Below are 13,551 nucleotides of genomic sequence, written 5' to 3' on the forward strand. Positions count from 1 at the left end.
ACAAGGGCCGGCGGATTTCAGCGCTGTCCTACGCTGCCGCGGTTGAAAGCATAACGCTCGAGCGCCTCTTTGCCCGCGCGGTTGAAGTGCAGACCAGCTTTAGTACGCCGCCACAAAATGTCTTCCGCGTTTTTTGCCCATTCGCGTTCGATGAAATAATCCACTTCCCGCTGGTACAATCCGGCGCCGAAGTGCAGGCCCAAATCCGATTCTTCCCGCGCTTCGCTTAATACTTCACGCGCCAGGCTGCCGTGACGGCGGGCCAAGGCGCGCAACAAGGATTGAGGAAGCTGGGGATAAGTGTCCGTTAAATCGGCGAGGAAGCGCTCGAAATCCGCGATATCGCCGCCAGGCAAAAACGTGCCGGAAGTCCAGGCGGGTTTCATCTGCAAAAACCAGGGAAAAAGCTTGTCCAGCGCCTGCTCCGAAAGCCTGCGGAAAGTTGTGATTTTTCCGCCAAACACCGAAAGCAGCGGCAGTCTTCCCTGATTATCCGTGTCCACGATGAGCTGGTAGTCACGGGTGACCCGGGAAGGGTTGGCGTGACCGTCGTCGTAAAGCGCGCGCACCCCGCTGTAGCGCCAGACCACAGCAGCAGGTGTGATCCTATATGTCAGATAACGGTTTACCGCGTCACAAAGATAGCCGGCTTCAGAATCCGAAATAACGACCGAGGCGGGGTCGCCTTGATATGGAATGTCCGTCGTGCCGATCAGAGTGAATTGTTCCTGGAAGGGAATCATCAGCACGATGCGGCGGTCACGGTTTTGCAGCAAATAAGCATGATCTCCTTTATACTGCCGCGGCACTACGATGTGGCTGCCTTTCACCAAGCGGACCTTGTGCCTGGATGGCTGCTGAATCACGTCGGTAAACAACGCCCGCGCCCAGGGACCGGCGGCGTTGACCAAAGCCCTCGCCTTGACTGCTATATTCTCGGGGCCACGCTCAAGTACTGCATCCCACCACCCGCCGCTGCGTTTTGCCAAAACACAACGGGTGCGGGTCAAAATCTGCGCGCCGAGTTCTTGCGCGCTGCGCGCGTTGGCAACCACCAGCCTGGCATCATCCACCCGGCAATCGGTATAAACGAAGCCTCTTTCGAACTCGGCTTTCAGTGCCGCCCCATATACTGTGCTGCGCAAATCCACGGCGCGCGAGCCGGAAAGCCGGTGCCTGCTGCCGAGATGGTCATACAGCATGAGCCCCAAACGCAGCATCCACCGCGGCCGCAATTCTTTCACATGGGGCAGAACGAATTGAATGGGAGAAATCAGATGAGGCGCGGCGTCGAGCAGGACCTCGCGTTCCGTCAGCGCCTCCGATACCAATCGAAACGCGCAATGCTCGAGGTAGCGCAAGCCGCCGTGAATCAGCTTGCTGCTCGCTGATGAAGTCGCCGAGCCAAGGTCGTTCTGTTCACAAAGCACGACCGAAAGCCCGCGCCCTGCGGCATCGCGCGCAATGCCGGCGCCGTTAATACCGCCGCCGATGATCAGAAGGTCAACCGTGTCCTGCGCCATGGTCGCTAAGCCCGCAAAAAAACAAAAGGCAGCCGAAGCTGCCTCTGCAATTTTAACCGGGGGGCGCTTGCCACCAAGTTACTTCTTGCGCAGCTTGCGGATCGCAGCGAGTTGAGCCGCAAGGGAGGCGAGCTCGGCCTCGACCACCGCCACTTCCTGCTTGTCCTTGGCGTTGCGCCTGGCTTCCTCCGCTTGCTTCATCGCTTCCAGCGCTTTCGCTTCGTCCAAATCCTTGCCGCGGATCGCGGTGTCGGCGAGTACGGTAATCAGGTTCGGCTGCACTTCCAGGATGCCGCCCGCCACAAAAACTAGGATTTCTTCTTCCTGGTTCGGGATTTTCATCCGTACCGCTCCGGGCTTGATGTGGGTCATCAACGGCGCGTGGTGCGGATAAATGCCGAGTTCGCCCATTTCGCCGGGAAGCACCACGAATTCCGCCTCGCCTGAGAAAATGGATTCTTCAGCGCTGACGATATCTACGTGTATGGTATTGGCCATTTTGCTCTGTGAACGGGTGAACGGGTGAATGGTGAACGGGTAAAAAGAGGACGTTATGCCTCGATTTCCTCGTTCACTTGTTCACTTATTCACTGGTTCACGCTCCTCTTCATCACTGCAATGTCTTCGCTTTCTCGACCGCTTCTTCAATCGTGCCGACCATGTAGAACGCCTGCTCGGGCAGCTGGTCATAGTCGCCATTGACAATGCCCTTAAAGCCCTTGATGGTCTCTTTGAGCGGCACAAATTTGCCTTTCTGACCGGTGAAGTTTTCCGCCACGCTGAAGGGTTGCGACAGAAAGCGCTGGATCTTGCGGGCGCGGGACACGATCAGCTTGTCCTCGGGCGAGAGCTCGTCCATGCCGAGAATCGCGATGATGTCGCGCAATTCCTTGTAGCGCTGCAGCGTCGCCTGCACCGAGCGCGTGGTATTGTAGTGTTCCTCGCCAATCACGTTGGGGTCCACCTGGCGCGAGGTCGAATCCAGCGGGTCCACCGCGGGATAAATGCCGAGCGACGCGATGTCGCGCGAGAGCACCACGGTGGAATCCAGGTGGCCGAAGGTGGTGGCGGGAGACGGGTCGGTCAGATCGTCCGCCGGCACGAATATCGCCTGCACCGAGGTAATCGAGCCGGTTTTGGTCGAGGTAATGCGCTCCTGCAAGCGGCCCATTTCCTCAGCCAGCGTGGGCTGGTAGCCCACCGCCGAGGGCATGCGGCCGAGCAGCGCAGAAACTTCAACTCCCGCCAGCGTGAAGCGGTAAATGTTGTCGATGAAGAGCAGTACGTCACGGCCTTCATCGCGGAAGTATTCCGCCATGGTGACGCCGCTCAATCCCACGCGCAGGCGATTGCCTGGCGGCTCGTTCATCTGCCCGAACACCATCGCCACTTTTGATTCGGTCAGATTATCGAGCTTAATGACGCCTGCCTCTACCATCTCGTGATAGAAGTCGTTGCCCTCGCGGGTGCGCTCGCCCACGCCGGCGAAAACGGAGAGACCCGAGCGCGCTTTAGCGATGTTGTTGATGAGCTCTAACATGTTGACAGTTTTGCCGACACCGGCGCCGCCGAACAGGCCCACCTTGCCGCCCTTGGCGAACGGGCATACCAGGTCGATCACCTTGATGCCGGTCTCCAGCAGCTCCTGGCTGGGGGAGAGCTCTTCGAAAGTCGGCGCTTTCTGATGAATCGGGCGCTTCTCGTCACACTTGACCGGGCCGCCTTCGTCGATTGGACGGCCGAGAACGTCCATGATCCGGCCGAGCGTGCCGTGTCCTACCGGCACGGAAATCGGCGCGCCGGTATTTTTCACCACCATGCCGCGGCGCAGGCCGTCGCTTGGTCCCAGCGCGATGGTGCGCACCACGCCATCGCCCAGCTGCTGCTGCACTTCCAGCGTCAGATCGACCTTGTACTGGGGATCAAGCGTGAGCGCGTCATAAATATTGGGCATTCCCTCGCGAGCAAATTCCACGTCGATTACCGCGCCGATGCACTGTACTATCTTTCCTTCACTCATCTTTTCCCTATGTGCTGCAAAACTCGTCGCTCGCGCTAACTTTGTTGCTCGGGCTTCGCAAATCCTCATGTACTGTCGTGTACACTCCGGTTTGCTCAACCCGCGCGCCTCGTTATTGCTTCGCTTTGGAGTTTTGCAGTCCTTTCTTAAAGTAAAAAAAGTTAAACAGCCGCCGCGCCTGGACGATTTGGTCTCGCCGTAACGTGCGCTTCACGCACATAAGTCTCACCCGATCGTCCAGAGTATCGCGTCATACTGCCGCCGCGCCACCCACGATCTCGGACAACTCCTTGGTAATCGCCGCCTGGCGCGATTTGTTGTAGACCAGGGTGAGTTCGTCAATCACGTTGCCGGCGTTGTCGGAAGCCGCTTTCATCGCCACCATGCGCGCCGACTGCTCGGACGCCATGTTTTCGCACACCGCCTGATAGACCAGCATCTCAATGTAGCGCTTCAATACCTCATCCAGCACATCCTTCGCATCGGGCTCGTAGATGTAGTCCCACCTGCCCCCCGGCGCGCCCAGTCTCTCGCCCGAGAATGGCAGCAATTGCTCCATCACGGGCTCCTGCTTCATGGTGTTGATGAAGCGGGTGAAGAAAATCATCAAGCGGCCGAAACGGTCCTGAGTGTAGCCGTCGAGCATAACCTTCACCGCGCCGATGAGTTTTTCCATGTGCGGCTTGTCGCCGAGGCCCACGACCTGCGACACGATATTCGCACCTAGGCGCTGCATGAAGCCAAGGCCTTTGTTGCCGATGCAGCAGACCTCGAACTGCTCGCCTTGGGATTCCCACTCTTTCATTCTGCTGAGGGTGAGCCTGACCACGTTGGTGTTAAGGCCCCCGCACAGGCCCTTGTCGGTGGTAATCAGAATGAGGCCCACTTTCTTCACCGTGTCGCGCTCAACCAAAAAGGGGTGACGGTATTCGGGATTGGCGTGGGAGAGATGCGCGGCGATGTTGCGGATTTTTTCGCCATAAGGACGGGCGTGTCGCATGCGCTCCTGCGCCCTGCGCATTTTTGAGGCCGCGACCATTTCCATGGCTTTGGTTATTTTGCGCGTGTTTTGGACGCTTTTTATTTTGTTACGGATTTCCTTTGAGCCGGGCATGGCAGGTCCTTTTAATATGCCGCGTTCTTCTTAAAATCCTTCATTGCTTCATGCAACTTGCCTTCGTCGTCTTTGGACAAATCCTTGGTGTCCTCGATGCGCTTCACCACGTCTCCATACTTGCCCTTGATGTAATCGCGCATCCCGCGCTCGGCGGAAAGCGCCTTCTTCACATCAATGTCGTCGAAATAACCGTTGTTCACCGCAAACAGCGTCAACGCCATTTCCCACACCTGCAGCGGTTCGTATTGCGGCTGTTTCATGAGTTCGGTCACCATGCGGCCGCGCTCCAGCTGCTTGCGGGTCGCTTCATCCAGATCTGAAGCAAACTGCGCAAAAGCCGCCAGCTCGCGGTATTGCGCGAGCGCCAGGCGCACGCCGCCACCCAGCTTTTTAATCACCTTGGTCTGCGCCGCTCCGCCCACCCGCGAAACCGAGATGCCGGCGTTGATGGCGGGACGGATGCCTGCGTTGAACAGGTCGGTTTCCAAAAAAATCTGGCCGTCGGTAATAGAAATCACGTTGGTCGGCACGAACGCAGTCACGTCGCCGGCCTGGGTTTCAATTATCGGCAGCGCTGTCAAACTTCCGGTCCTGCCTTTGACTTTGCCATTGGTGTAGTGCTCGACATATTCCTCGTTCACCCGCGCTGCGCGCTCCAACAGACGCGAGTGCAGATAAAACACGTCGCCGGGATAGGCTTCGCGCCCCGGAGGGCGGCGCAGCAGCAGCGAAATCTGCCGATAGGCCCAGGCCTGCTTGGTGAGGTCGTCGTAAATAATCAGCGCGTCCCGGCCGCGGTCGCGGAAGTACTCGCCCATGCTGCAGCCGGAATAGGGCGCGATGTACTGCATCGCGGCGGATTCGGAGGCGGAAGCCGCCACCACGATGGTATAGGCCATGGCGCCGTGCTCTTCGAGCTTCCTCACCACGTTGACGACGCTGGATGCTTTTTGTCCTATCGCGACATAAATACAAATCAGGTCCTTGCCCTGCTGGTTGATGATGGTGTCCATCGCCACCGCGGTTTTACCCGTCTGGCGGTCGCCGATGATGAGCTCGCGCTGGCCACGGCCAATTGGCACCATGGAGTCAATGGACTTCAAGCCGGTTTGCACCGGCTGCGATACCGACTTGCGCCAGATCACCCCCGGCGCGATTTTTTCGATGGGCGAGGTCTCCTTGGCCTGAATCGGGCCTTTGCCGTCTATAGGCTTGCCAAGCGAGTCCACCACGCGCCCGATCAGCGCTTCGCCCACCGGGACTTCTAGGATGCGGCCGGTGCACTTCACGATATCGCCTTCGGTGATATGCTCGTATTCGCCCAGCACCACCGAGCCCACCGAGTCGCGCTCCAGATTAAGCGCGAGGCCAAAAGTGTTCTTGGGATATTCCAGCATCTCACCCTGCATTACGTCGGAGAGGCCGTGTATGCGGCAGATGCCATCGGTTACGGAAATCACCGTGCCCTGCGTGCGCGATTCCGCCGAAACCGCGAGGTTCTCGATCTTGTTTTTTATCAGTTCACTGATTTCCGAGGGGTTAACTTGCATTTCTGCTCCTGAACAAAACTGGGGGTTGTGGATTTATCTTGTCAATGCGGTACGCATCGCTTCCAATTTGCCGCGCACCGTGGCATCGAGAACATGGTCGCCGACCGCGATTTTCACGCCGCCAATTAATTCGGGTTCCACACTTACCTGAGTGACGATTTTGCGCTGGTACCTGCCTTCGAGACGGCGCTCCAGTTCGCCCGTCTGTTTTTTGCTCAGTGGAAACGCTGAATCAATCTTCACTTCGAGCACGCCTTCCTGTTCCGCCTTGAGCGCTTCAAACAACTCCCGGATTTCCGGCAGCAAGGGAAGGCGGTCGTTGCGCTCGAGCACTTGCACGAAATTCCTGCCCGTGCCATCGAGTTTCTCTCCACAAATACCCAGCAGCAGGTTTTCGGTTTGCTCCGCGCTGAAATTCGGGTTGCCGATGATGGCTTGTACCCGCGGTTCTGTCACAACCACTTCCAGGTACGCGAGCATGTCCGACCATTTGGCCAAGGTGTTTTTTTCCCTGGCCAGCTTGAATACGGCTTCGGCGTAAGGCCGCGCAATCGTGACGTTTTCCGCCATGGCGTTTTACAGTTCGGTTTGGATGACTTTCAGCAGATCGGCGTGCGCCTTGGCGTCCACTTCACGGCGCAGAATTTTCTCGGCGCCCGCCACCGCCAAAGCCGCCACCTGGCTGCGCAGCGCTTCCTTGGCGCGGCTCACTTCCTGCGCGATTTCCGCCTTGGCGCCGGCGATCATGCGGTTGCCCTCGGCCTTGGCCGCATGCTTGGCTTCCTCGATGATTTGCAGGGCGCGTTTCTCCGCCTGGGCGATGATGTCGGCAGCCCGATGCTTGCCGTCCTGCAGCACTTCCGCAGAGCGCTTGCCGGCCATTTCCAGCTCCTGCTTGCCGCGTTCCGCAGCGGCAAGGCCGTCGGCGATGCGCTTGTTGCGCTCCGCCAGCATGCGGGTCAAAGGCCCCCAAAGAAAGCGTTGAATAAACCAAACCAACACCGCAAAGGTGATCATCTGACCAAAAAGCGTTGCCGTTACGTTCACGTCTCAACTCCTCGAGAATTAACCGCCCGCTGCCTTGATGGCGTTCAGCGCCGCTCCGAGAAACGGATTGGCGAATGTGAAGTACATCGCGAAGGCCAGCACGATGAAGGGGAAGGATTCCATCAAGCCGGCAGTGATAAACATCTGTATGCGCAACACCGGCAGCATCTCCGGCTGCCGTGCAATGCCTTCCATATATTTTGCGCAGATGAGGCCCCAGCCCAACGCGGAACCCAATCCTGCGGCGGCGAGAATAATGCCCACACCCACTGCGGTGTAGGCGTAAATCATGCCGACCAGATTAATCATGCCTGATTCCATGCTTTCTCTCCCTAAAAATTACGGCAAAAAATGATTGAAATCTTCTCTACTCAATGCGCGTCGTCCAAGCTTTGGTGCGCCAACGCTAAATACATGATGGTCAAAATCATGAAAATGAAAGCCTGGAGGGTGATGATCAGTATATGGAAAATTGCCCACAAACTGCCGGGGACCCAGAGAATCCACCAGGGCAATAACGCGATCAATAAAAACACGAGTTCACCCGCAAACATGTTGCCGAACAAACGCAGGCCCAGACTCAGGGGCTTGGCCAGTTCTTCGCTGGCGGTCATCATGAAATTGACCGGCATCAGCCATTTTCCGAAAGGATGAAACAGAAAACCCTTGAAATAACCCCAAGCACCTTTGATCTTGATGTTGTAATACAGCATGAGCGCAAACACAGAGAGCGACATCCCCAGAGTGGTGTAGGGATCAGTAGTCGGCACCACCTTCAGATGATGAATCCCCACGTATTCAGCGGCCTTGGGCAACAGGTCCACCGGAATCAAGTCCATGACGTTCATCAGAAATACCCATAGGAACACGGTAAGGGCGAGCGGGCCAACCAAGGGATTAGGTCCGGGAAAAGTGGATTTTACTTGACTATCCACGAATTCCAGAATCGCTTCCAGTACGTTCTGCGCTCCCCGCGGATTATCGAGGCTCAGGCTGCGCCCCACGCGCCAACTCAGAAAGACAAGAAAACCGGCGAGCAGCCAGCCAAAAATCAACGTATCCAGGTTGAAAGTCCAAAAGCCTTCGCCCACTTGCAGATTGGTTAAATGATGCTGAATATATTCAACCGGATTAGGCTTGCCTGTTTCGCTCATTTTTTTATCTGTTTCATCCCGGCGGCTGCCGGGCGCTTCCTAGATTTACCACAAAACCCAGTTGGGCAAGACCAAACGCAATAATCAAGGGAATGGGCGCAAGTTTGAGCCCGCCTATTCCGACTGCCAGCAGTACCAACGTCACGAAGAACCTGGGAAACACCCCGGCGTACAGCGCCAATTGACTGCCCGCATCGCCTTGCTGCGCGGTTTCGGGAGTGCGCGAAACGCGCCGCCCCAGCAGCCAAGTGCCGATTAAAGCAACCCCTCCGCCATAAAGCGCCGCCAGCGCCGCAGCGCTCCCCTGCAGCGCAAACGCCGCCGCCGCAGTCAACAAAGTCAGTGCGATTTGGCTGAGCAATACTCTACGGATACCCTGATTCAGAATTCCCGCAGCATGACTCATTTGATTTTTACGGCCGACTCGAAGGATTATGCAGACAGCTGCTGCATCGCGCAAATTTACAAGTTTAACTGCCGCGGCATTCAGCGGTCAAGCAACGAGCCCACTTGGTTTAGTGCGCTTTTACACCGCCAAAGCCGCGATTTCATCCAAACTCCGGACATGGTCTGAAATACCCGGTTCCATCAAATTGACCCCCTACCCAGCTCAGCCTGAGGTGGCCGCTTGATATTCGAAGCCAGCGGAAGCGGGCCACAACTGGCTATTCGCTTTCCTGCTCGATTTTGCGCTCGGTTTCTTCCGCTTTTTTCGCGAGTTCCTTTTCCACATCGGCGGCTTTGTTCATGGCCTGCCCAGCTTGCTGCAGGCGCTGCCCGGGAAGTTTTTCCGAATCTTTAACCTTTTGCCGGGAAGGATTTTCTGTTTTTGCGGCCGTATCTTTTTGCTCCCCTTGGCCACAACCGAAGATCAGGATGGCGCCAACAATTGCGGAAAAAAACTTAAAGGCTTTCACGGCGCGCTTCCTGTTATTGGCGCATCACGCGCAAATATCAATGCTTGCACAATTTGCTAATGAGGTTGTCCAGCTCGTCGAGGCTGGCGTAATGGACGATGAGTCTTCCCGTGCCGCGCTTACCCGGTTTGATGTTTACCGTGGCGCCTAATTTCTCCGACAACTCTTCTTGCAGCCTGATAAGGTCGCGGTCGGGTTTTTCGGTTTTCTGGTGAGTGGATTTTTCCCGCTGCCTGACGAGTCGCTCGATTTGCCGCACCGACAGCCCTTTGTGCGCGACCAGATTGGCCAGTTCAATTTGCTTCGCCGCGCTCAAACCCAGGAGCGCCCGCGCGTGACCCATGTCAATCCTGCCTTCCAACAGCAATTCCTGCACGGGGGCGGCGAGATTGATGAGTCTGAGCAAATTGGTGACGCCGCTTCTTGAGCGGCCAATCGCTTCGGCGGCGCTTTGATGGGTCATCTTGAATTCGCTAATCAGCCGCTGGATGCCGCCGGCTTCTTCCAGAGGATTCAAGTCTTCGCGCTGAATGTTTTCAATCAGCGACATCGCCAGCGCCGCCTCATCAGGCACCTGTCTTACCAGCGCGGGAACTTGGCTCAAACCCGCCATCTGCGCGGCGCGCCAGCGGCGCTCGCCGGCGATCATTTCATAACGCCCCTTCGGGAGCGGCCGCACCAAAATGGGCTGCATCACGCCCTGGGACTTGATGGATTCGGCCAGTTCCGCCAGCGATTCTGCGTCCATGCGCGTGCGCGGCTGGTATCTGCCGGGCTGAATCTGGTCTATCGGGAGCGTGGCGAGCTGCTCGCCTTGGTGCGGCGCCTCGTCGTTTCCCGCGAGGAGCGCATCCAAACCCCGCCCCAAACCTTTAATCTTCATTCCTTCTTCCCTGTCACGATTCTTTCTTCCCGGTCACGCCGCGGTCGGCAGCTGGCCGTTGCGGCTTAATAGTTCTCCCGCCAGCGCCAGATAAGCCTGCGCGCCCTTAGAGGTTCTATCGTAACGGATTGCGGGCATGCCGTGGCTCGGCGCCTCAGCCAGACGGATGTTGCGCGGAATAATGGTATCGTAAACCTTGTCTCCGAAGTGCTGCTTTAATTCGTCGGAAACCTGTTGCGCCAGAAGATTGCGCGGATCGAACATGGTGCGCAGCAAACCCTCGATTTGCAGCGCGGGGTTGAGGTTGGCGCGTATTTTTTTAACCGTCGAGACCAGATCACTCAAACCCTCCAGCGCGTAGTATTCGCACTGCATCGGTATCATCACCGCGTGCGCGGCGCACAAGCCGTTCACCGTAAGCAGGTTGAGCGCCGGCGGACAATCTATAAGGATGAAATCGTAGTTGCTTTGAATTTCCTCAAGCGCTGCTTTTAAGCGGTTTTCCCTATCGGGCACTTCCACCAATTCCACTTCCGCGCCGGCCAGCTCGCGATTGGCGGGAATCAAATCAAACCCACCGCTTGGTGATGCAATCTTGACCTCGCCCAGGGTCGCGCTTCCGAGGAGCACTTGATAAACCGTGCGCTGCAGGCTGTGCTTGTCGATGCCGCTGCCCATGGTGGCGTTGCCCTGGGGATCGATGTCGATCAGCAGCACCCGGCAGTTTTCCGTAACCAGGCTCGCCGCAAGATTCACACTGGTGGTGGTTTTCCCCACTCCGCCTTTCTGATTGGTGACTGCAAGAATTTTCGGCATTCAAGCCGCCTTCACGATGACCAAATGCCGCTCGGCCTTAAGCCCCGGCACTTTGAGCGGTATCACTTGCTGCATTTTGAATTTCCGCGGCAACCGGGCGAGCTCTTTGTAAGGATAAACGCCTTTCATCGCGACCACGGTTCCGGTGATCTTGCACAAATGTCCGGCAAGCTCTACATACTCTGGAAGATCGGAAAGCGCGCGCGAAATCACGCAATCGAATTTTTCCTGCGGCTGAAAGTCTTCCGCGCGCTCGCAGCGCACCGCGACATTGGCAAGCTTCAATTCAATCGCCGCCTGCCTGAGAAATGCGGCTTTCTTGTGGTTGCCGTCAAGCAGCGTTACCTGCCATTCCTCGCGCGCAATCGCCAGGGGAATCCCCGGCAATCCCGCACCGCTCCCCACATCCACGATGTTTTGCGCTTCAATATGCGGTACCACGGCAAGACTATCGAGTAAGTGGTGGCTCACCATTTTCTGCGGCTCGCGCACCGCGGTGAGGTTGTACACCCTGTTCCATTTGTTGATCAGCGCGAGGTAATTCAACAACCGCTGCTGTGCTTCTGACGACAGCTTAAGCCCCAAGGCGGTAACGCCTTGTTTGAGCTCGTCCGCCAGGCTCATGCAGTTTTTTTATGCTTGGCGTTACAACCGCGCTTCAAATACACGAGCAACAGCGAGATTGCCGCGGGCGTCACTCCGGAAATTCGCGCCGCCTGGCCCAAAGTTTCCGGCTTGTGCTGGTTGAGCTTTTGCTGCGCTTCGATCGAAAGGCCGCGCACGGAGCGGTAATCCAGGTCTTGCGACAGGCGCGTGTTCTCGTAATTTTGGCGGCGCGCGACTTCGTCGCGCTGGCGCTCGATATAGCCGCGGTATTTGGTCTGGATTTCCACCTGCTCCGCGACTTTTTCGTCCTGCACGGCCGGCCCCGCCCCAGGCAACGTTACGAGCGAGTCATAGGTCACATTGGGCCGGCGCAGCAATTCTTCGAGCGTATATTCGCGCTCTATCGCTGCGCCCAGCACGCGCTCCGCTTCGCTTTGCGGCAAAAGTTTCGGATTAACCCAGGTGCTTTTCAGCCGCTCATGCTCGCGAGCAACCGCTTCGCGTTTATTCTCGAATTGCTCCCAGCGCGCATTATCCACTACGCCGAGACGCCGTCCGATTTCGGTAAGCCGCAGGTCGGCATTGTCCTCGCGCAGCTGCAGGCGGTATTCGGCGCGGCTGGTAAACATGCGGTAGGGCTCGGAAAGGCCGCGTGTAATCAAGTCATCCACCAGCACGCCGAGATAGGCCTCGTCGCGGCGCGGACACCAGGGTTCCTTGCCTTGCACCAAAAGTCCCGCGTTGATTCCGGCGAGCAGGCCCTGCGCCGCCGCTTCCTCGTAGCCAGTGGTGCCGTTGATTTGTCCGGCGAAGAACAAATTTTTGATCGCCTTGGTTTCCAGCGAGCTTTTCAGCCCGCGCGGATCGAAATAATCGTATTCGATGGCGTAACCCGGGCGCAGGATATGGGCGTTTTCCAGTCCCTTGATCGAGCGCACCAGCGCCAGCTGCACATCGAACGGGAGGCTCGTCGAAATTCCGTTCGGATAAACCTCGTTGGTGTTCAAGCCTTCCGGCTCGAGGAAAATCTGGTGCGATTGTTTGCTCGCAAAGCGGTGAATCTTGTCCTCAATCGAAGGGCAATAGCGCGGGCCGATGCCTTCGATGACGCCGGTAAACATCGGCGAGCGGTCGAGCCCGCCGCGGATGATTTCGTGGGTGCGTGAATTGGTGTGGGTGATCCAGCACGGCAATTGCCGCGGGTGCATTTCCGGCCTGCCGAGAAACGAAAATACCGGCACCGGGTTATCGCCCGCCTGAATTTCCATCATCGAGTAATCAATCGTGCGCCCGTCCAGGCGCGGCGGCGTGCCGGTTTTGAGCCGGCCCACCGGCAGCTTCAATTCGCGCAGACGCGCCGCCAGGCTGAGAGCAGGCGGATCGCCCGCACGTCCCGCCTGGTAATTCGATAAGCCCACATGAATCAATCCGGACAAGAATGTGCCGGTAGTGAGCACCACGGCGCGGCCGGAAAAGCGCAGCCCAAGCTGGGTGACAACGCCGGTGACGCGATCGCCTTCCAGAGTCAAATCATCAACCGCTTGTTGGAACAGCCAGAGATCAGGCTGGTTTTCCAAACGGCGGCGTATGGCCTGCCTGTAAAACACGCGGTCGGCCTGGGCGCGGGTGGCACGCACCGCCGGTCCTTTGCTGGAGTTGAGAATTCTGAACTGGATCCCCGCCTCGTCAGTCGCAAGCGCCATCGCGCCGCCCAACGCATCGATTTCCTTAACCAGATGTCCCTTGCCGATGCCGCCAATCGAAGGATTGCACGACATCTGTCCCAGTGTTTCGATGTTATGGGTAAGCAAAAGGGTTTTTTGACCCATGCGCGCGCTGGCCAGCGCGGCTTCGGTGCCGGCGTGGCCGCCGCCTACCACGATCACGTCAAATTGCATTGGAAATTGCATGCGAATAA

Annotated in this window: 15 protein-coding genes; all 15 read right to left on the reverse strand. The window is 57.5% G+C overall.

Annotated features, from left to right (window positions below; all coding sequences use genetic code 11):
• Positions 1 to 17 precede the first annotated feature (17 nt).
• The 15 genes from glpD to mnmG all read right to left on the reverse strand — a co-directional run bounded on the left by glpD (position 18) and on the right by mnmG (position 13,543).
• Positions 18 to 1,523, reverse strand: a complete 1,506-nt coding sequence (glpD, locus tag VHE58_06290; GenBank protein HVS26894.1) for a glycerol-3-phosphate dehydrogenase — start codon at positions 1,521 to 1,523, stop codon at positions 18 to 20.
• A gap of 78 nt (positions 1,524 to 1,601) precedes the next feature.
• On the reverse strand, positions 1,602 to 2,021 hold the full coding sequence (locus VHE58_06295) for a F0F1 ATP synthase subunit epsilon (protein ID HVS26895.1): 420 nt from the start codon (positions 2,019 to 2,021) through the stop codon (positions 1,602 to 1,604).
• Positions 2,022 to 2,133: 112 nt separating this feature from the next.
• Positions 2,134 to 3,543, reverse strand: a complete 1,410-nt coding sequence (atpD, locus tag VHE58_06300; protein ID HVS26896.1) for a F0F1 ATP synthase subunit beta — start codon at positions 3,541 to 3,543, stop codon at positions 2,134 to 2,136.
• A 250-nt stretch (positions 3,544 to 3,793) separates the two neighbouring features.
• A complete protein-coding gene (gene atpG, locus VHE58_06305; GenBank protein HVS26897.1) occupies positions 3,794 to 4,657 on the reverse strand; it encodes a F0F1 ATP synthase subunit gamma in 864 nt (287 codons plus the stop codon).
• An 11-nt stretch (positions 4,658 to 4,668) separates the two neighbouring features.
• On the reverse strand, positions 4,669 to 6,210 hold the full coding sequence (gene atpA, locus VHE58_06310) for a F0F1 ATP synthase subunit alpha (protein ID HVS26898.1): 1,542 nt from the start codon (positions 6,208 to 6,210) through the stop codon (positions 4,669 to 4,671).
• Between the two features lie 33 nt (positions 6,211 to 6,243).
• Positions 6,244 to 6,780, reverse strand: a complete 537-nt coding sequence (locus VHE58_06315) for a F0F1 ATP synthase subunit delta (protein HVS26899.1) — start codon at positions 6,778 to 6,780, stop codon at positions 6,244 to 6,246.
• A gap of 6 nt (positions 6,781 to 6,786) precedes the next feature.
• Positions 6,787 to 7,257: a F0F1 ATP synthase subunit B gene (locus VHE58_06320; protein HVS26900.1), complete on the reverse strand. Its 471-nt coding sequence runs from the start codon at positions 7,255 to 7,257 to the stop codon at positions 6,787 to 6,789.
• Positions 7,258 to 7,275: 18 nt separating this feature from the next.
• A complete protein-coding gene (atpE, locus tag VHE58_06325; GenBank protein HVS26901.1) occupies positions 7,276 to 7,578 on the reverse strand; it encodes a F0F1 ATP synthase subunit C in 303 nt (100 codons plus the stop codon).
• A 50-nt stretch (positions 7,579 to 7,628) separates the two neighbouring features.
• Entirely contained in the window at positions 7,629 to 8,411 is a 783-nt protein-coding gene (atpB, locus tag VHE58_06330) for a F0F1 ATP synthase subunit A (protein ID HVS26902.1), read from the reverse strand.
• A gap of 13 nt (positions 8,412 to 8,424) precedes the next feature.
• Complete coding sequence (locus tag VHE58_06335) at positions 8,425 to 8,772, reverse strand: ATP synthase subunit I (GenBank protein HVS26903.1); 348 nt, start codon at positions 8,770 to 8,772, stop codon at positions 8,425 to 8,427.
• Between the two features lie 304 nt (positions 8,773 to 9,076).
• Complete coding sequence (locus tag VHE58_06340; protein HVS26904.1) at positions 9,077 to 9,328, reverse strand: hypothetical protein; 252 nt, start codon at positions 9,326 to 9,328, stop codon at positions 9,077 to 9,079.
• 37 nt (positions 9,329 to 9,365) lie between these two features.
• Positions 9,366 to 10,211 (reverse strand): ParB/RepB/Spo0J family partition protein, encoded by an 846-nt coding sequence (locus VHE58_06345; protein HVS26905.1) that lies wholly within the window; start codon positions 10,209 to 10,211, stop codon positions 9,366 to 9,368.
• Between the two features lie 33 nt (positions 10,212 to 10,244).
• Positions 10,245 to 11,027, reverse strand: coding sequence for a ParA family protein (locus VHE58_06350; GenBank protein ID HVS26906.1), 783 nt, complete (start codon positions 11,025 to 11,027; stop codon positions 10,245 to 10,247).
• Positions 11,028 to 11,651 (reverse strand): 16S rRNA (guanine(527)-N(7))-methyltransferase RsmG, encoded by a 624-nt coding sequence (gene rsmG, locus VHE58_06355; GenBank protein HVS26907.1) that lies wholly within the window; start codon positions 11,649 to 11,651, stop codon positions 11,028 to 11,030.
• A complete protein-coding gene (gene mnmG / locus VHE58_06360) occupies positions 11,648 to 13,543 on the reverse strand; it encodes a tRNA uridine-5-carboxymethylaminomethyl(34) synthesis enzyme MnmG (GenBank protein HVS26908.1) in 1,896 nt (631 codons plus the stop codon). Before mnmG ends, rsmG begins: the two co-directional genes overlap by 4 nt.
• Between the last annotated feature and the right edge of the window lie 8 nt (positions 13,544 to 13,551).

This window comes from Burkholderiales bacterium, from assembly GCA_035543335.1.
Lineage (GTDB): Bacteria > Pseudomonadota > Gammaproteobacteria > Burkholderiales > JAHFRG01 > JAHFRG01.